13 protein-coding genes and 3 tRNA genes are annotated in these 18,734 nt (G+C 59.5%); 7 read left to right on the forward strand and 9 right to left on the reverse strand.

Features of this window, described 5'->3' with window-relative positions:
• Nucleotides 1–59 precede the first annotated feature (59 nt).
• A tRNA-Ile gene (locus tag AC2FJ6_RS01585) sits at nt 60–136 on the forward strand.
• Between the two features lie 443 nt (nt 137–579).
• Here the strand turns inward: AC2FJ6_RS01585 and AC2FJ6_RS01590 are convergent.
• Nucleotides 580–1,899: an ATP-binding protein gene (locus tag AC2FJ6_RS01590; protein WP_170774253.1), complete on the reverse strand. Its 1,320-nt coding sequence runs from the start codon at nt 1,897–1,899 to the stop codon at nt 580–582.
• A 44-nt stretch (nt 1,900–1,943) separates the two neighbouring features.
• Here AC2FJ6_RS01590 and AC2FJ6_RS01595 point away from each other — a divergent pair, with 44 nt between their 5' ends.
• The 3 genes from AC2FJ6_RS01595 (at nt 1,944) to AC2FJ6_RS01605 (ending at nt 3,213) form a co-directional block, all read left to right on the forward strand.
• Nucleotides 1,944–2,858, forward strand: coding sequence for an MBL fold metallo-hydrolase (locus tag AC2FJ6_RS01595; protein WP_170774255.1), 915 nt, complete (start codon nt 1,944–1,946; stop codon nt 2,856–2,858).
• A gap of 75 nt (nt 2,859–2,933) precedes the next feature.
• Nucleotides 2,934–3,008: transfer RNA gene (locus AC2FJ6_RS01600), tRNA-Asn, on the forward strand.
• 130 nt (nt 3,009–3,138) lie between these two features.
• Nucleotides 3,139–3,213, forward strand: a tRNA-Asn gene (locus tag AC2FJ6_RS01605).
• 19 nt (nt 3,214–3,232) lie between these two features.
• Here AC2FJ6_RS01605 and AC2FJ6_RS01610 read toward each other — a convergent pair.
• From AC2FJ6_RS01610 to zwf, 4 genes are all read right to left on the reverse strand, one after another.
• Complete coding sequence (locus AC2FJ6_RS01610; protein WP_170774257.1) at nt 3,233–4,852, reverse strand: long-chain-fatty-acid--CoA ligase; 1,620 nt, start codon at nt 4,850–4,852, stop codon at nt 3,233–3,235.
• Nucleotides 4,853–5,000: 148 nt separating this feature from the next.
• A complete protein-coding gene (gene pgi, locus AC2FJ6_RS01615) occupies nt 5,001–6,608 on the reverse strand; it encodes a glucose-6-phosphate isomerase (protein WP_496668269.1) in 1,608 nt (535 codons plus the stop codon).
• Between the two features lie 4 nt (nt 6,609–6,612).
• A complete protein-coding gene (gene pgl / locus AC2FJ6_RS01620) occupies nt 6,613–7,284 on the reverse strand; it encodes a 6-phosphogluconolactonase (protein ID WP_170774261.1) in 672 nt (223 codons plus the stop codon).
• Entirely contained in the window at nt 7,281–8,729 is a 1,449-nt protein-coding gene (zwf, locus tag AC2FJ6_RS01625) for a glucose-6-phosphate dehydrogenase (protein ID WP_496668271.1), read from the reverse strand. Before zwf ends, pgl begins: the two co-directional genes overlap by 4 nt.
• Before the next feature lie 163 nt (nt 8,730–8,892).
• Between zwf and AC2FJ6_RS01630 the strand changes: the two genes are divergently transcribed.
• On the forward strand, nt 8,893–9,846 hold the full coding sequence (locus AC2FJ6_RS01630; RefSeq protein ID WP_496668273.1) for a radical SAM protein: 954 nt from the start codon (nt 8,893–8,895) through the stop codon (nt 9,844–9,846).
• 85 nt (nt 9,847–9,931) lie between these two features.
• Entirely contained in the window at nt 9,932–11,458 is a 1,527-nt protein-coding gene (locus AC2FJ6_RS01635) for a caspase family protein (protein ID WP_496668275.1), read from the forward strand.
• On the opposite strand, the gene AC2FJ6_RS01640 is transcribed toward AC2FJ6_RS01635, so the two are convergent.
• A complete protein-coding gene (locus AC2FJ6_RS01640) occupies nt 11,455–11,724 on the reverse strand; it encodes an usg protein (RefSeq protein WP_170774269.1) in 270 nt (89 codons plus the stop codon). The two genes, AC2FJ6_RS01635 and AC2FJ6_RS01640, sit on opposite strands and share 4 nt — an antisense overlap.
• Nucleotides 11,725–11,917: 193 nt before the next feature.
• On the opposite strand from AC2FJ6_RS01640, the gene gyrA reads away from it, so the two are divergent.
• On the forward strand, nt 11,918–14,650 hold the full coding sequence (gene gyrA, locus AC2FJ6_RS01645; RefSeq protein WP_170774271.1) for a DNA gyrase subunit A: 2,733 nt from the start codon (nt 11,918–11,920) through the stop codon (nt 14,648–14,650).
• 84 nt (nt 14,651–14,734) lie between these two features.
• Here gyrA and AC2FJ6_RS01650 read toward each other — a convergent pair whose 3' ends face one another.
• From AC2FJ6_RS01650 to ctaA, 3 genes are all read right to left on the reverse strand, one after another.
• The gene (locus AC2FJ6_RS01650) at nt 14,735–15,988 is read right to left on the reverse strand and encodes a DsbA family protein (protein WP_170774273.1); all 1,254 of its coding nucleotides are present in this window, start codon (nt 15,986–15,988) and stop codon (nt 14,735–14,737) included.
• A gap of 79 nt (nt 15,989–16,067) precedes the next feature.
• A complete protein-coding gene (locus tag AC2FJ6_RS01655; protein WP_170774275.1) occupies nt 16,068–17,537 on the reverse strand; it encodes a carboxypeptidase M32 in 1,470 nt (489 codons plus the stop codon).
• A 1-nt stretch (nt 17,538) separates the two neighbouring features.
• Nucleotides 17,539–18,684 carry a heme A synthase gene (gene ctaA / locus AC2FJ6_RS01660; protein WP_496668277.1) on the reverse strand — a complete coding sequence of 382 codons (1,146 nt, stop codon included), beginning with the start codon at nt 18,682–18,684 and terminating at the stop codon, nt 17,539–17,541.
• Nucleotides 18,685–18,734: the final 50 nt, after the last annotated feature.

Genomic DNA, 18,734 nt, shown 5'->3' on the forward strand with positions numbered 1-18,734 from the left:
GATGTTGCAACGGTCAGGCTTGACGCGGGCGTTCACCGTGATACTCAAAGCGCTCAGGCGGGCCTGTAGCTCAATTGGTTAGAGCAGAGCGCTCATAACGCTTTGGTTGCGGGTTCAAGTCCTGCCGGGCCTACCAAAATCTGCCATAACTGGATACGAAGCCGAGCGGTCATAGATACTTCCTGACCGCAAACACCAGGCCTTGCCTCTGGGTTTCAATAGTTCAGAGCGCGATAGTGTAAAAACTCACAGACTTCATAAAACGAGTCGCAGGGTTCAAACCAGCCCATGGCCACAGCGCCAATACCAACAACAAAAAACCAATTCACAGCAACCACCTCGCCTTGAAAAGCGACACCCGACACCCACAACCTCAAATATTAACTGAACTTTAATACACTCAGAGTCCCACCGTCTCTAACGGAATTCCCCATAGCGCGTTCATTTTGCGTTAATATATACACAATTTGACAGGTTTTGGCTACTTTGTTCTTGAATTCGAATAAGATGGCTTGATCTCTTAGTCTCTAGACAGGGCCATATGACCCGATTCCGTCGCGCCAAACGCTATTGGAACTTCTAGCGCGCGATGATGATATCCGCGCTCAGCCCGCCAAGCCTTTCACTCTTTCCCAGCCGCAATACACCACCATGCGCGCGGGCGATATCAGCGACGATCGCCAGCCCTAGACCCACGCCGCTGCCCTTGTTCTGGTTGCGTGCCGGATCAAGCCGCGAAAACGGCTTCACCGCTTCGGTCCGATCTTCAGGCGCGATGCCGGGGCCATCATCCTCGACCCGGATTCGCAAAGTTTTGGCGGTCAACGAGAGGCTCAATTCGGCCTTGTTGCCATAGCGCACAGCATTGCCAATCAGGTTTTCGACTGCCCGCCGGATCGCGGTCGGACGCAGCATGGCCTGCCCTTCCCCATCGGTTGCAACCAAACGCGCGTCGTAACCCGCGCGCTGTGCGTCATCAACAATCACTTGCAGCAAATGGCGCGGATCAACCTGTTCCGGAGCACCCTCGGCTGCTCCGCGCGAGAATTCGAGGAACGCATCCAGCAGCAACTGCATCTCGTCTACATCCTTTTGCAGAGGTGCGGCTTCATCTTCGGGCAGCATCGACAATCCCAGCTTGAGCCGGGTCAGAGGTGTACGCAGATCGTGGCTTACACCGGACAACATCAGGGTGCGCTGTTCGATTTGCCGCTCGATCCGGGCGCGCATGTCCAAAAACGCGCTTCCCGCGGCGCGTACCTCAATCGCGCCACCTGGCGAATACGGTACCACCCGCCCGCGCCCAAATGCTTGGGCCGCATCCGCCAGGCGGGTGATGGGCCGAAGTTGGTTGCGCATGTATAGAAACGAGATCGTCGTCATGACGACTGCGAAAAATACCATCGTCACGATCAACTGATGTGGTGCGGCCGGGGACAGGCGGCGGCGATCTAGCACCAGTTCGAACGGGCCCAGATCGGTTTGAAGATACAGGCGCGCCTCGTCACCGCTGGGCAAAGCCACCGCCGTCAGTTGTGGCAGCTTGGCGTGTAATTCCGCTGCAACTTGCGGCGCGATAAAATCATACCAGCGCCGCATTCCGACCGCAGGACGTTCATCAATACCCAGAAACCGCGCTTTCATATCCAGGGCAACAAGGTCCTGCCGCATGGCGGCAAGCGCCTGCAACTGCGTCTCAGCCCCCTCCATCGTTTCCAGAATCAGCGTGACTTCGCGCGCCGAGGAGGTGGTCATCTGTGCCGTCACATCCTCAAGGTGTTTTTGCAGAAAGGCGATACCGACCACCAGCAACAAAACTACAACCGGCAACACCAGGATGATGGCCGCCCGCGCGTACAGGCTGCGCGGCATATAGGATTTGAGCCAGGCACTCGACATGCGCTAAACCTAACGGGCTGATCGGACAAGAGAAAGAGCACAGAATGCAGGCCCCCGACGATTTCAATCCACCCGCTGGTCAGGCTTTCGAATTGCAGCCCGGCCTCAGGCGCATTCTGGCCCCGAATCCGTCGCCTATGACCTATCGAGGCACGAACACCTATCTGCTGGGCACGCGGGACTGTGCCGTTATCGACCCAGGCCCCCTCAGCGATGTGCATCTCGAGGCGATTCTGTCCGCCCTGACCCCCAGCCAGCGCATCAGCCATATCATCGTCACGCATACGCATCTGGATCACTCTCCGCTTGCCGCCCCTCTGGCCCTGCGGACCGGCGCGCCGGTTCTGGCCTTTGGCGGCCCCGAGGCCGGGCGCAGCGCTGTGATGCAAGAGCTCGCCCAAAAAGGGCTGACCGGCGGCGGAGAGGGCATCGACACGGCCTTCCGCCCTGATATCGAACTAACCGATGGGCAGGTCATCACGGGCGATGACTGGCAGCTAGAGGTCATTCACACACCAGGCCACCTTGGCAATCATATTGCGCTGGGTTGGGGGCAGACCTGTTTCACCGCAGATCACGTCATGGGGTGGGCGAGTTCCCTGGTTTCGCCACCGGATGGCGACCTGACGGATTTCATGCAAGCCTGTCACCGTCTGCGCGCCGGCGACTGGTCGGTGTTTCACGCCGGGCACGGCGCGCCGATCACCGACCCTGCCGCCCGGTTGGACTGGCTGATCCAACACCGCACAGCGCGTGAGGCCCAGATTCTGTCCGCATTAGAGGATCGTCCCGGCACAGCCCGCCAGCTGGCAGAGAGGATCTACACCGAAACCCCCGCCGCACTGCTTCCGGCCGCGACGCGCAACGTATTTGCTCATCTGGTCGATTTAACAGTCAGATCAATGGCTTCGCCCAAAGGTGTGCTGTCCGTCGAGGCCGAGTTCACCCGATTACCATAAGGCGTAAACTTTTTCGTCATTTGATGCCGATCCCCTCTGGACGGCAAATTTCGGTGTTGTTATACGGCCCTCAGTTCCGGCGTAGCTCAGCGGTAGAGCAGTTGACTGTTAATCAATTGGTCGTAGGTTCGATCCCTACCGCCGGAGCCAAATCCACCTTCAAAACACACAGATTTGGCGCGAAACATTTGCCTTCACGCGGGCCAAGTTTTTTCGTCGAAAAAACTTCACCATCCCCTCTGGACGACAGAGATTGTGATTGCTATACGGCGCGAACCGTTCCGGCGTAGCTCAGCGGTAGAGCAGTTGACTGTTAATCAATTGGTCGTAGGTTCGATCCCTACCGCCGGAGCCATTCTTCCCAAGCGCAGACCTCAACCCGTCAGGGCGTCTTCGAAATCCACGCGCAGGTTGCGTTTCAGAACCTTGCCCGTTGCGTTCAGTGGCAAAGCATCAACAAAGACAACCTTATCCGGCACTTGCCATTTGGCGATCTTGCCGTCGAAAAAGGCCAGCAGTTCTTCCTCGCTCGGCTCTGCGCCGTCGGCTTTCACCGCCACCAATAGGGGGCGTTCGTCCCATTTCGGATGCGGTACCCCGATGACGGCAGCCGTTGCCAGCTTGGGATGGGCAACGGCGATGTTTTCCAGCTCGACCGAGCTGATCCATTCACCGCCCGATTTGATGATGTCTTTGGACCGGTCCCGGATCGTCATATAACCATCCGCATCCAGCGTCGCCACATCGCCCGTGGCAAACCAACCATCCTGCAACAGATCCTGATCCTGCATCTGGAAATAGCTGTCCAACACCCACGGCCCGCGCACCATCAGATCGCCCTGCGTTTCGCCATCGCGCGGCAACTCATTGCCGTCATCGTCCACGATCTTCAACTCGACACCATAACAAGGGCGACCCTGGCTTTCGCGCAGTTTGTGCTGCGCTTCGATCGGCAGTTTCGCATGTTTCGACAGCGGATGGTTGGCAGTACCAAGTGGGCTCATTTCGCTCATGCCCCAGGCGTGGATGGTGTCCACGCCGTAGACCTCGCGGAAGGTCTCGATCATCGACGGTGGGCACGCGGCCCCGCCAATGACCGTGCGTTCCAGAGTTTCCAGTTTGCTGCCCGATTCCTGCGCGTAAGCCAGCAGCCCCTGCCAAATCGTCGGCACACCCATGGCGAGCGTCACTCCATATGTGTCGATCAGCTTGACCAGAGCTTCGCCGTGCAAGTCTGGCCCCGGCAAAACCATGCGCGACCCGGACATCGCGCAGGCATAGGGCGAACCCCAGGCGTTCACATGGAACATCGGCACCACCGGCAACACGACATCCATAGCCGAAAACCCGATAACATCGCGCGTGTTCGAGCCAAAGCTATGCAGCACTGTCGAACGATGAGAATACAGAACACCCTTAGGGTTCCCGGTCGTGCCCGAGGTATAACACAGGCTGGACGCGGTATTTTCATCAAAGCTGGGCCAATCAAACCCGGCATCCCCGGTCTCGATAAACTCATCATAGAACTGAACACCCGGCACCTGCGCGATCGCATCCTCGTTGCGCGGGCCCATCAGCACGAAATGCTGCACTTCGGTCAGATGCGAATGCAGCGCGGCGACCAGAGGGATAAACGTTGCATCAAAGAACAGCACCCGGTCCTGCGCGTGGTTGATGATATAGGTCAGCTGCTCAGGGAACAGACGGGGGTTGATCGTGTGGCACACGAACCCGGCGCCTGAGGTGCCATAGTAGATCTCAAGATGGCGCCGATTGTTCCAGGCCAGCGTCCCGATCCGTGCTTGGGGTTCAAGCCCCAATGCCGTCAGCGCAGAGGCCAGTTTCCGTGCATTGGTCGAAACTTCGGACCAGTTGGTTTCCGTCACCGTTCCGTCCGTTTCGACGGAAACAATCTCGGTCTGACCATGGTAGCAATCAGCGTGCTTGATCAGCGACGAGATCAGCAACGGCTGCGTCATCATTTGTCCCAGCATGGACATCCTCCCTTGGTGGTGGCCGCTTCTGTTCGGCGGCCCCTTGTTCTGGCCCGACGTTAGCGTCGGGACGGTCAGGACAAATCCTGCCAATCATTTAATTGTCTGACAATAAAAGAATGCAGCCTGCCGCCACGGCAAGCCGATTTTACTCACCCCGATGGCGCAATGCGTAGGCCACCAGCGCCGCGGTCGACCCGTCCTTGCCTGCGGTGCCCTCTTCGCCATCCACGATCGGACCCAGTGAGGTCGCAAGCTCTTTTCCCAGTTCGACCCCCCATTGGTCAAACGAGTTGATGCCCAACAAGACGCCCTCAACAAAGACGCGATGTTCATACAGCGCAATGATCTGGCCCAGAACAAACGGAGTAAGCTGCGGGTAAATCAGCGTGGTGGACGGGCGATTGCCCGGAAAGACGCGGTGCCGGGCCTGACGATCCAGTTCGGCCCCTTCCAGACCTTTGGCCGCCATTCGGGCGCGGGCCTCGTCCAGGGACCGGCCGCGCATCAGTGCCTCGGACTGGGCCAAACAATTTGCCAGCAGCAGACGGTGATGATGGGCCAACTCGGGCTCGTGCCCTTCTGCGGCGACCATGAATTCGCAGGGGATCACATCAGTGCCCTGATGGATCAACTGGTAAAACGCGTGCTGGCCGTTGGTGCCCGGTTCTCCCCAAACCACAGGACCCGAGGGCACGTGCAACGCCGCGCCGTCCATTGCGACGGATTTACCGTTCGATTCCATCTCAAGCTGTTGGAAATAAGCAGGCAGGCGCAGCAATCGCTGGTCATAGGGCAGAACCGCGCGGCTGGCATGGCCCAAAACCTGCCGATGCCAGATACCGACCAGGGCCAGCATCACCGGCAAGTTCTCGGCCCACTCCGCAGCGCGGAAATGCACGTCCATGGACTGGCCACCGCGCAGGAACGCATCAAAGGCATTCGATCCCACGGCGATCATCACTGGCAGACCAACTGGCCCCCAGACCGAATACCGCCCACCGACCCAATCGGCAAACCCGAACACACGCTCTGCTGGAATGCCAAAGGCTTGCGTCTTGTCCAAGGCGCTTGAGACGGCTGCGAATTGACGCGCCGGATCACCACCACCTTCAGACATCCACGCCCGTGCAGTGCGGGCGTTGGTCATCGTCTCGATCGTGGTGAAGGTCTTCGAGGCAACGATCACCAACGTTCGCGTCGGATCCAACTGACGCAGAGTATCCGCGATATGCGCCCCGTCCACATTGGACACATAGTGCAGCCGGGGGCCGTCATGATAGGGCGACAGGGCGTGCGTCGCCATTACGGGCCCCAGATCGGACCCGCCAATGCCAATATTCACAACGTCGGTAAAGCTGCCCCCTACCCCGGTATAGGTTCCCCCGCGCACCTCTTCAGCGAAGATCCGCATCCGGTGCAGCGTGTCCAAAACATCGGGCATGACATCCAGCCCGTCGACCTCAACCGGGCCGCCATCAAGGTTGCGCAGCGCCGTGTGCAACACCGCGCGCCCTTCGGTTTCATTGATCTTGACGCCTGAGAACATCGCCTCGCGCCGATCCGCCAGACCGGCGTCGTCACAGAGTTTGATCAGCGCCGCGCGGATGTCGCCATCAATCTGGGTCTTGGAATAGTCAAACAGCATATCCCCGGTCGAGGCCGAGAACTCCTGCGCCCGGTTCGGGTTCTGTTCGAACAGATCCAGAATGGTTTTTGTGCTGCCCGAAAGGGTCTTGAGGTCGGCCAGTTTCATTGCATCACTCCGCCCAATGGACCATCATGCCGGATAACACAGCGGCAATCGGAGCCTCTTCCGGCGGTAGCGCCATGGCTTTGTTCAGCGCCTCGCGCTTAGCAGAGCCGAAAATGACCAGATGCTTGGACAACGCGCCGTCCAGCACTGGGGCCGTCAGCGAGATACGCGCCTCAGGCTGCGTTTCGGTACGGGCGATGGTCAAGGGCGGCGCGTGGCTGTCCAAGGCAGCCGCCAACCCCGCCATCCCCGGAAACAAAGACGCCGTGTGCATATCCTCACCCATGCCCAGCACCAATACGGACAGGGGCAGAACTGGCGTGATCAGGCTTTCGATCTCGGGCAGCACTGCCTCTGGGTCTTTTCCTTCCACGAACAGCGGCACGTATTGCGCGACCGAGGCGCGGTTGGTCAGCAAACGCTCGCGGATAAGTCGTTCGTTTGAACGGTCGCTGTCACCGGGCACACAGCGTTCATCGGTGGGCAGGACGCGCACACGGTCCCAATCGAGATCGGCCGCGCATAACCCGTCAAAGACCGGCCCGGGCGTGGTGCCGCCGGGCACCGCAAGTGAGACCATATCGTGGTGCAGCAAGGCGGCCTCAAGATCTCCGGCCAACGCATTGGCAACGTCGATGGCCAGCATGTCCCTGTCGGGGTATTCCTGTATATTCATGGGTTTATTCCTTGCCAGCGGCGACCGTCCCGTTTCATCAGCAGCTCGGCGTCGCCCGGTCCTGTGCTGCCACTATCATAAGGTTTCGGCACATCACCACGTGCCTGCCATCCGGCGATGATGGGATCGGTCCAGGCCCATGCGGCCTCGACTTCATCCCCACGCATGAACAAGGTCTGGTTACCCCGGATTACGTCCATAACCAGCCGCTCATAGGCATCGGGCGGGTCCTGATTTTCCGGCCCCAGCGCCTCGGCAAAGCTCATATCTAATGGCACATCGACCAGACGCATACCGCCCGGGCCCGGCTCCTTGATTGTCACTTTCAGCGTGATGCCCTCATTCGGCTGCAACCGGATCGACAGCACATTCGCGTGACGCCCCGCATCAGCACCGAATATCGAGTGCGGCGCGTCCTTGAACATCACGTTGATCACCGAGGAGCGCGCCACCAGCCGCTTCCCCGTGCGCAGATAGAACGGTGTGCCCGCCCACCGCCAATTGCTAACATGCGCCTTCAACGACACATAGCTTTCCGTGGTCGAGCGTTCATTGCCCACGACCTGGCGATAGCCCGCGCCCTCACCCTCGAACTGGCCGCGCACAATGTGATGCGGCTCGACCGGGTCCAGAGCGCGGATGACCTTCAGCTTTTCGTCCCGCACCGCGTCTGGGTCGAACTTCGCCGGAGGCTCCATCGCGATCAGGCACAAAAGCTGCATCAGGTGGTTTTGCATCATGTCTCGCATGGCGCCTGCGCGGTCATAATACTCTTCTCGCCCGTCAATGCCTACGGATTCGGCCACCGTGATCTGGATGTGATCGACGTATTGGCTGTTCCAGAGCGGTTCGAACAGCATATTCCCGAAACGAACGGCCATAAGGTTCTGGACCGTCTCCTTGCCCAGATAATGGTCAATCCGGTAAATCTGGTTCTCGGTGAAATGCGCGGCCAGAGTAGCGTTCAAAGCCTGCGCGCTGTCCAGGTCATGGCCAAAAGGTTTTTCGACCACGATCCGCGTCAGGGGTGTGATCAGCCCATGCGTCTCAATCCGTTCGGCCAGTGGACCAAACAGGCGCGGCCCAACCGAAAAGTAAAAGGCCCGCACCCGACCGGGCTTTAGCCGGCGGGCCAGATGCCCCCACCCTTCATCCGAGACCCCATCCAGCGCCACATAGTCCAGCCGCTGCAAAAACGACTCGAGCGCCGAGACGTCCTGACATTGCTTCGCCGCGTGAGTCTTGAGCGATTCGCGCACCACATCGCGGAACCCGTTGCTGTCATATCCCGTGCGCGCAGCGCCTATGATTTGGGCACCGTCCACCCATTGCCCGGCGCAAAATCTGCGGAACAGCGCCGGCAGGATCTTGCGCTGGGCCAGATCACCGGTTCCGCCAAAAATGACAAGATCAAAGGGATCAACAGGGATGACGCGAGAAACCATGTGTTTTCCTTACCTTGACCGCTGACGCATGTCCAATGTTAGCGCAATCATCTATTCAGAAACTCTCATCTTCAAAATTCTGTCAGGACGTCCGTGTCGCACTTAACGAACCCGCCCCAACCGTCTAAGTCAGTGCAATGACTTCAAAGAACCGGATACCGGAATGAAAGACAACGTCGCAAGCGCTGCCAATATCGGCAAGTTTCAGGACAAATTGGTGACAGCCGATGGACAAACCCGCGCGTCAGTGGCGTTGAAGAACCCAGAAACCCTGTGGTTCAACACCGGCACCCTGTGTAATATCGAGTGTCAGAACTGCTATATCCTCAGCAGTCCCTCCAATGATGCGCTGGTTTATATCAGCGCCGATGACGTGCGCGATTATCTGGACCAGATCGAAGAACGCAACTGGCCGGTGCGCGAGATTGGGTTTACGGGTGGTGAACCCTTCATGAACCCCGAGATGATCGAAATGACCCGTGCCGCGCTTGAGCGTGGGTTTGAGGTTCTGATCCTGACCAACGCGATGGCGCCGATGATGCGCCGCAGGATGCGCGAAGGGCTGCTGGAGCTGCAACGCACCTATGGCGACAAGCTGACCCTACGCATTTCGGTCGATCACTACCGCCCCGACCTGCATGATGAGGAACGCGGCAAGGGCAGTTTCGAAAAGACCGTGGCCGGCATGGAATGGCTGCGCGACAATGGGTTTCGCATGGCGGTTGCCGGTCGGACGGTTTGGGGCGACAGCGATACTGACAGCCGCGCCGGATATGCTGCATTTTTTGACCAGCACGGCTTTGACATCGACGCACAGAACCCGGCACAGACAGTGCTGTTCCCGGAAATGGACGAATCCGTCGAAGTGCCCGAAATCACAACGGCCTGCTGGGGCATTCTGGACAAGTCACCTGACGCAGTGATGTGTTCGAACGCTCGGATGGTGGTCAAGCGCAAAGGCGCAGAAAAACCCGCCGTTCTGGCCTGTACCCTACTGGCCTATGAGCCCGAATTCGAAATGGGCTCGACCCTGGCCGAGGCCGAGGCGGACGTGAATCTCAACCACCCACATTGCGCCAAGTTCTGCGTATTGGGTGGCGCCAGTTGCTCGGGCTGAGACGCCGCTAAGTAAACAAAGTCACTGAGGCGAGCCCCCGTCATCCGCTATGAAGTCAGTGGATGTTGGAAAACCGGGGCTAGAAATGAAGTGGCTGATTTCCTTTTGGTTCATAATTTGGGCTGTTCCGCTGTGGGCGCAGGGCCGGTTGGCGCTGGTCATCGGCAACAATCAATACGAGTCGGTCCCTGTCCTGCAAAAAGCCGTTGCCGATGCCGAAGCGGTGTCGCGGCAGCTTCGGGCATTGGGGTTCGAGACGTTCGAGGGGTTGAACCTGGACCGGCGCGGCATGAACCAACGAATCTCGGAATTCACCGCGCAGCTTGAGGCAGGGGATACAGCTTTTGTTTTCTTCGCCGGGCATGGAGTTGAAATTGACGGCGAGAACTATCTTCTACCCACGGATATCGAAACCCCCTTTGCTGGTGAGACCGATTTCGTCAAATCCGAATCCATCGCCCTGTCGAATCTGCTGAACCGCGTGCGTAGCACCGGGGCGCGGACATCAATCGCCATTATCGACGCCTGCCGAGACAACCCGTTTGACACCACTGCCGGACGCAGTATCGGCGGCACCCGCGGTTTGGGTCGCATCAACGCGCCGCAAGGCATGTTCGTGATATTCTCGGCCGGGGCGGGCCAGATGGCGCTGGACCGGCTGCATGATAACGAGGCCGAACCAAACTCGGTCTTCACCCGCGCCTTGCTGCCTCGCCTGGCGCAACCGGGGCTAGAGCTGCGCAGCATGGTCGCCGATCTCAGGCGCGAAGTCCGAGATCTGTCTCGCACCGTGCAGCACAATCAAGTCCCAGCTTACTATGATGAGCTGTTGGGCGAGTTCTATTTCACCCCGGCCGCTGTCGCCGCGCCTTCCGTCGATACGGTCACGTCGCCGATTGAAAAGATGCGCGCCGATCTGGAATTAGCCCGGTCCGTCGGTACGGTTTCGGCGCTGGACACGTTTCTTGAGACATACGCGGACCGGTCCACTGACTATACCTATGAAATCGCGTTGCAATTGCGTGCCGGGTTGCAGAATCCCGAGACCCCTGCACCCGCTGTCATTCAGGACTCAAAGCAGGTGATGCAGGCGACTCAAGCGGCCTTGAACGCGCTGGGATGCAATGCGGGCGGGGCCGATGGAGTCGCAGGTCCCCGTACCAAACGCGCCTTTGCGGATTACCGACGCGCCAGCAAATCCAATCTGGGTGCGGACGATCTGGGCACGCGGCACGCGCTGGACGAACTGGAAGGCAAAAGCGGCACTATCTGCGTCGCAGCACCTGCACCTACAGCCCCCCGCACCACAGCATCTTCGGCCGTGTCCCTAAGCGGAAGTTGGAGCTTCAAAGCAACCTGCGCGCTGGTCGTCAAAGTGACCGGTTCAGTTAGGTACACCAGTGCGGGTAGCAACAAATTCACGGGCAGCCTGACGGATTCGTTGGGGCAAAAAGCCAACACGGTCGTCTACCTGAACGAGCAAGAGCTTAACGGAACGGATTATTTCCCCGGCATCACCGTGACATGGCGCGGCCGCCTGTCCGAGGATGGCAACAGCTTTACCGGATCGGGATCGACCGGCTGCTCGGTCTATGCTTGGCGAGTCGGCTAGTTTACCCGAAACTCACCCACCATGTTGCGCCATTCACCGGGCGCGATCATCTTGCGGTGCGTGTAGCGCACCGAATGCAGTGGACCTTCAATCTCACGCTGCCAGAATTCGATGAAATCGAACAGTTTCGGATGGTCCGGGGCAAGATCGTAATCCTGCCAGATGAACGTGTTTAGGACGTGGATATAGTCGGGCATATGGTAGAAGAATTCTGCCGTCGTCAGCCCGTACCCTTTCAGCATCAATTCGGTTTCGCTTTGCGTCATATAGACCCCCAATTTCTTGCAAGGTCTCTTCAGGGTAGCACGCAAACCCCCTAACAGGCTGATAACAATATGTTACCCAGCTGTTACCGTGGCTTTTTTGCCGGAAAGGATCAGCTTGCTTGCACCTTATGTGCCGGGTCTGATAGAGTGCATCCACAAGATATAGACCCAAGCTAAAGATCGGGCAGTTTACGTGAGCGATACGCCAGAAACCCCAGAAAACATGGATGAAACCCCGCCCGAGCGTCCCGTCTATGACGGTCCGACGGTGTCAATCGAATCCGAGATGCGCACCTCGTATCTGGACTATGCCATGTCGGTCATCGTCAGCCGCGCGATCCCCGATCTGCGCGACGGGCTGAAACCGGTGCATCGGCGGATTCTGTATGCCATGCACGAAACCGGGAACACCCACGACAAGGCCTATCGTAAATCGGCCCGTCCGGTCGGCGATGTGATGGGTAAATACCACCCGCACGGTGACAGCGCGATCTATGACGCGCTGGTGCGGATGGCGCAGGATTTCTCGATGTCGCTGCCGCTGCTGGATGGTCAGGGCAACTTTGGCTCGATGGACGGCGATAACCCGGCGGCCATGCGCTATACCGAAGTACGGATGGACAAGCCTGCCGCTGCCCTGCTGGCCGATATCGAAAAAGAGACTGTTGATTTTCAGGACAACTACGACGGCAAGGACAAAGAGCCGACCGTCCTGCCTGCCCGGTTTCCGAACATGCTGGTCAATGGTGCTGGCGGTATCGCTGTTGGTATGGCGACGAATATTCCGCCGCATAACCTTGGCGAAGTGGTCGATGCCACACTGGCGCTTATCGACGATCCCGACCTGACGTCGGAGCAACTGATCGAATACGTCCCCGGCCCTGATTTCCCGACCGGCGGCGTCATGCTGGGTCGGTCCGGCGCGCGCAAAGCTTATCTGGAAGGACGCGGCAGCGTCATCATCCGCGCCAAGACCCGCGTGGAAGAGTTACGCAAGGACCGTTACGCCATCGTCGTGGATGAGATTCCCTATCAGGTGAACAAAGCCTCGATGATTGAAAAGATCGCCGAGGCGGTGCGAGAAAAGCGCATCGAAGGCGTCGCTCATGTGCAGGACGAATCCGACCGCAACGGCGTGCGTGTTGTCGTTGAACTGAAGCGCGACGCAACGCCCGAGGTAGTGCTCAACCAGCTGTACCGCTTCTCACCGATGCAGACGTCCTTTGGTTGTAACATGCTGGCCCTGAACGGGGGTCGGCCCGAGCAGCTGACCCTGCGCCGGTTCCTGACGTCGTTCATCGACTTCCGCGAAGACGTGGTCGCCCGCCGTACCGCCTATGACCTGCGCAAAGCGCGCGAACGCAGCCATATCCTGTGTGGCCTGGCTGTGGCCGTTTCGAACGTAGACGAAGTGGTTGCCACCATCCGTTCGTCGGCTGACGCGGCTGAGGCGCGCGAGAAACTGATGACGCGCCGCTGGCCTGCGGCCGAGATCGAGGGCTACCTGCGCCTGATCGACGATCCTCTGTCCAAGATGAACGACGACGGCACCTATAACCTGACCGAGGTTCAGGCCCGCGCCATTCTAGAACTGCGCCTGCAGCGACTGACCCAACTGGGCGTCAAAGAGGTCACGGACGAGCTGGAGCAACTGGCCGCCAAGATCAAGGAATACCTTGATATCCTGTCCTCGCGCGAACGCATCATGTCAATCATCGGCGATGAGCTGCGCGAAGTGCGCGATCAGTTCGCCGTTCCCCGTCGCACCGAGATCGTCGACTGGTCCGGCGACATGGAAGACGAAGACCTGATCGAGCGCGAAGACATGGTCGTGACCGTCACCTCGGGCGGCTATATTAAGCGTACCCCGCTGGCCGATTTTCGGGCGCAAAAGCGTGGCGGCAAGGGCTTGTCGGGGATGCAGACCAAGGAGGAGGACGTGGTCACCACCCTCTTCGTGGCCAACACCCATACGCAGCTTTTGTTCTTCACTACGGACGGGATGGTTTACAAGCTGAAGACCTGGCGCCTGCCGCAATCGGGCCGCACCGGCAAGGGCAAGGCGATCGTCAACATCCTGCCGATCCCGACCGGGGTCTCCATTGCGGCGATCATGCCGGTGGATGTTCCAGACGAGGAATGGGAGAACCTTCAGATCATGTTCGCCACCAGCGCGGGCACCGTGCGGCGCAATCGCCTGTCGGATTTCACCAACGTCAAACGCAACGGCAAGATCGCCATGAAGTTCGAGGACGAGCACGCCGAGACCAAGCTGATCAACGCGCGCATTTGTTCCGAAGATGACGACGTGATGCTGGTCACCAAATCCGGCCGCGCGATCCGCTTCCCATCCACGGATGTGCGGGTCTTCAACAGCCGCTCGTCGGTTGGTGTGCGTGGTGTGCGCCTGAACGGCGACGATGAGGTCGTGTCGATGTCGATCATCCGCCACTTCGACGCCAGCTCGGACGAGCGTGCAGCCTACCTCAAGATGCGCCGCCTGATGGCCGGTGTCACCGATGAAGCCGATAGCGATGAGGATGAAGGCAACGCCGACAGCGTGCTGCCGCAGGAACGTTACGCCGAAATGTCGGCGGCTGAAAACCTGATCCTGACGATCACCAAGGGCGGTGCAGGCAAGCTAAGCTCAAGCCACGATTACCCCGTGCGCGGGCGTGGTGGCATGGGTGTCGCAGCGATGGACAAGGCCATGCGCGGCGGCGATCTTGTGGCCTCGTTCCCGGTTGAGATCGACGATCAGATCATGCTGGCCACCTCCAAGGGGCAGTCGATCCGGGTGCCGGTTGACGGGATTTCCTTCCGGTCGCGCAGCGCAGGCGGCGTGCGGGTGTTCAACACCGGCAAGGGCGAAGAAGTCGTCAGCGTCGCTTGGATCGCCGATCAGGGCGATGAAGAGGCCGAATAGTCCAAAACCATCTGGTGACCTCGCCGCGCAACCCATGTTGAGCGGCGAGGTCATACTTTGACACACACGTAGCGGGATGGCTTGTTAAGCTTGTGCTCGCATAAGATCCTGAAGCACCCAAAGCCTGTCCTGACCCCAAACGCTTTGGCCGTTCAGATGAAAGCTGGGAACCCCCCAAAGCCCGATTTGGAGAAGACGTTCCTGGTTGGCCTCGACCCGGGCCCGCCAGTCAGAAGTGCCAATCAATGTCTTGGCCGTTTGCCATTCCAAACCCGCTTGGCGCACGACCTCCGCAAGCCCGGTATCGGTGCTGGCATCCAATCCTTGGGCCCAAGCGCCTGTCATGAAAGCCGCGCAATATTCCGGTAAGCGGCCTTCGGCTTCGGCATAATCCAAAAGGGCGTACCCCCGTTCAATGCCCGCGCCCAAAGGGTCGCTAATACGACCAAAGGGGATGGCCAGACGTCGCGCCTCGCGTGCGCAATCCCCCAAGATATATGATGATTTCGCTTTGGGAACGGGCAGTCCACGCATCAACATCGGAAGCACCGGACGCAAAATCAAACGCGCATTGGTCCGCGTGGCTAGATCGCGTACACGGTCGAAAGCCAGATAGGAATACGGGCTTCGAAACGAGAAAAAGAACTCCAGTTCCTGCCCTGTTGCATCTGGGAAGGGCTCGGAATAGTCCGGCACAATGGGCGGGTGCGACGGCCCAAGCCCAAGCGTCGCCAAACGCCCGTCCAGGTATCCAAGCCGGTCCGGCCCCCAATAGCATTCGCCCCCATACGCAAAGCTGCCGCCAAGGTAATGCCCGGCGGCGGCAAGAGCCTGATCCCCTGCCCGCCGCGCCACATTCGGATCAGAGTGCGCCCCTTCGGGGATATCCAGACCGGACCACAGCGCAGTGCTGATTTGCCATGCTTTTGAGGCGAAGTCCTGATCACCCAACAGGGCCGCAAGACGCCGCTCGGCTTGCGCAAAACCCGCGTCAGACGGGGCCGGCTGCTGTGGCGCTGCCAACCCTAAACGTCGCGCCCATCGCACAGTGTCGGCCCATGAATTCTGCCAGTATTCGGTGGGCAACGGCTGGATATCCGAAGCCGGGCGCGAGATCAGATGCGGCTCGATCTGGACATCAAATTTGTTCTGTAACTCTAACAAAAGCTGCAGGCTGAGGTGGCAATAGGGGTCAGCTACATCGTGAAAATACTGTACGGTGTGAGGGTTGCCGCTGAGCCTCCGCCGCACCTCGGCAATACGCTGTCTTGCGACGTGCAGGCCCTCGCTGGTCAGCACAACCGCAGCTTGGGTTTTCAACTTGTTTTTGATCGACACATGCCCCTCCCAAATCGCCTCTGGGGCACTCTATCGTCTGGCACAAAGATTCCCACGGCCGAACACTGAAACGTGAGGGTCAGAGGCCGTACAGCTTACCGAACTTATCTTCCAGATAGGCCAAAAGTGGCTCTGGCCCCGGTTCAACCCCACTTGCGCGGGTTATGACCTCGCGCGGGGCGTACAGCCCGCCATAGCGCTGCAGGTTCTCGCGCAGCCAGCCGGTTGCGCCCGTCGAGTCACCTTGCGCAAGCTGCGCGTCCAAATCGGGTAGCGCCGCGCGCAGCGCCTCATACAGGCATCCGGCGTAGACATTGCCCAGCGAGTAGGTCGGGAAATAGCCAAACAGCCCCACCGACCAATGCACATCCTGTAAGCACCCGTTTGAAGGCTTGTCGACCGCATAGCCGAAATCGGCCTTGAAACGGTCATTCCACGCGGCCTCCAGATCGCTGACCTGCAGGTCTTCGGCCATCAGGGCGCGCTCCAGATCAAAGCGCAGCATGATGTGCAGGTTATATTGCACCTCATCCGCCTCGGTTCGGATATAGCCGTTATGAACACCGTTGACGGTGGCATAGAATGCGTCGGCGTCACTGATCCCGAAATCGCCAAAGGCCGCTGTCATCTGATCGAACAGCCAGCCGGTGAACGCACGCGAGCGGCCCAGCTGGTTTTCATAAATCCGGCTTTGGCTTTCATGCACGCCCATCGACACCCCACTGCCCAGCGGGGTCAGCGCATAAGCTTGGTCGATGCCTTGCTCATATGCGGCGTGGCCGACTTCGTGAATGGTCGAGTAGAAACAGTTGAACGGATCGGTCTCGCTGGTACGGGTGGTGATCCGCACGTCCAGCCCGCTGCCCGAGCTGAACGGATGCACCGCCTTGTCCACGCGACCCGTGTTCAGGTCATAGCCGAAGGTGGTCGCCAGTTTCTGTGACAGGCGCATCTGGGTTAGTTCGTCAAAAGTGCCGGTCAGGGCTTGCGGCGCGGGGCGATCCAGAACAGCGGCGCGCAGGGCCACCAGGCGCGGGCGCATCTGGTCGAATATCTCGGCAATTTGAGTGCCCGTGGTGTAGGGCTCATAATCTTCGACCATGGCGTCATAAACATCACCGCCTTGGGCCAGCGCCGCACCCTCTTCACGTTTCAAGGCAACGACCTGTTGCAGCACGGGCAGGAACGCGGCCACGTCTTCGTCCGCACGGGCCTGCGCCCATGTGCCCTGCGCAGCGGATGTGACACGCGCAATCGCCTTGGCCAAATCAGCGGGAACTTTGACCGTGCGCTCATAGGACCTCCGGATTTCTCGGATCTGCGCCTTGCCAGCTTCATCCTGCGGATCGGCCTGATCCAGCCACTCGGCCACGCGCGGGTCGGATCGGCGCGCGTGCAGAACAGCTTCGATCGCAGCCATTTCCTCGGCCCGTTGCGGCGCAGCTCCGCGCGGCATCACCGTTTCCTGGTCCCAGCCCAGCCGCCCGGCAATCTGCCCCAGCGCCGAGGTTTCCCGTTGAAAGGCCATCAGGTCGTCAAAGGCGGTCATGTCACGCTCCGCGGATCGAGGTTGCGATTGGGTAAGCGGTCAGGAAACGCGCGCGCAGGATCAGGGTCCAGACGACCACGGCCATGAACTGATGGACAATCGCGATCTGCCACGGCGCGGCATAGACCACAGTCACGATACCGATCACCACTTGCAGTGCCAGCGCTGCAAAAGCCGCGCTAAAGGCAAACCGTGTTTGCGGATGCGCGCTGGTACCGCCGCGCCGCCAGACGATGACGCCGAAGATCAGCAGCAGATAGCCCGCGCAACGGTGAATAAACTGCACCAGACCAGGACTTTCGAAGAAGTTGCGCCACATCGGCTCCAGCATCGTGGCATCGGGCGGCAAAAGCTGTCCGCCGATCAAAGGCCAGTCGGTGAAAGACCGCCCCGCATCAATCCCGGCGACCAGTGCGCCAATCAGAATTTGCAGGAATGCGAAATGCATCAAACCGGTCGAGAGCGAGAATAGCTTCGCCTCTTTCGCGCGGCGGGCCTGCATCAGGTCACGCTCCTCGCGGCCCAGCTCAAAGATGTACCACGCAAGGAACCCGAGGATCACAAAGGCCAGCCCCAGATGGGTGGCCAGGCGGTAGCTGGCAACGGCAGTCATCCCCTCGCCCTGTGTCACGCCCGAGGCGACCATCCACCAACCGACAGCCCCCTGCACCCCGCCCAGAACGCCGGGGATCAAAAGCTTACTAGTCCAACCCGTAGGGATTTTCCGCGCGGCCAAGAAACCAAAGAACCCGATGGCCCAGACCAGACCGATCACGCGGCCCAGCTGACGATGACCCCATTCCCACCAGTAGATGAATTTGAAATCGTCCAGCTCCATCCACTGGTTCTGGATGCGCCATTGGTCGATTTCCTTGTACTTGTCGAACTCGGATTGCCAATCCGTCTCGGACATCGGCGGGATAGCCCCGGTGATCGGTCGCCACTCAGTAATCGACAACCCGCTATCGGTCAGGCGCGTCAGGCCACCCACAGCGATCATCACCACGACCAGCGCGAACAGCATCATCAGCCACGCCCGGATTGCCTTGCGCGCGCCGCCCCGGCCACGGTCGATCATACCGGGCTGAACCGCCTCTTGTTTCTGGTCGCCCGAGACCTCTTCGAAGATGCTGCGCTTGCCGCTCATGCTGTCCTCATGTCCTTGTTTCGTCGCACGCTAGGGTGAAGCGGAAGATA

The sequence above is a fragment of the Ruegeria sp. CDSA089 genome, assembly GCF_059612205.1.

Coding starts and splice junctions, on each gene's coding strand:
- AC2FJ6_RS01590 (WP_170774253.1), bottom strand. CDS start 1,899: ATGTCGAGTGCCTGGCTCAAATCCTATATGCCGCGCAGCCTGTACGCG.
- AC2FJ6_RS01595 (WP_170774255.1), top strand. CDS start 1,944: ATGCAGGCCCCCGACGATTTCAATCCACCCGCTGGTCAGGCTTTCGAA.
- AC2FJ6_RS01610 (WP_170774257.1), bottom strand. CDS start 4,852: ATGCTGGGACAAATGATGACGCAGCCGTTGCTGATCTCGTCGCTGATC.
- pgi (WP_496668269.1), bottom strand. CDS start 6,608: ATGAAACTGGCCGACCTCAAGACCCTTTCGGGCAGCACAAAAACCATT.
- pgl (WP_170774261.1), bottom strand. CDS start 7,284: ATGAATATACAGGAATACCCCGACAGGGACATGCTGGCCATCGACGTT.
- zwf (WP_496668271.1), bottom strand. CDS start 8,729: ATGGTTTCTCGCGTCATCCCTGTTGATCCCTTTGATCTTGTCATTTTT.
- AC2FJ6_RS01630 (WP_496668273.1), top strand. CDS start 8,893: ATGAAAGACAACGTCGCAAGCGCTGCCAATATCGGCAAGTTTCAGGAC.
- AC2FJ6_RS01635 (WP_496668275.1), top strand. CDS start 9,932: ATGAAGTGGCTGATTTCCTTTTGGTTCATAATTTGGGCTGTTCCGCTG.
- AC2FJ6_RS01640 (WP_170774269.1), bottom strand. CDS start 11,724: ATGACGCAAAGCGAAACCGAATTGATGCTGAAAGGGTACGGGCTGACG.
- AC2FJ6_RS01655 (WP_170774275.1), bottom strand. CDS start 17,537: ATGACCGCCTTTGACGACCTGATGGCCTTTCAACGGGAAACCTCGGCG.
- ctaA (WP_496668277.1), bottom strand. CDS start 18,684: ATGAGCGGCAAGCGCAGCATCTTCGAAGAGGTCTCGGGCGACCAGAAA.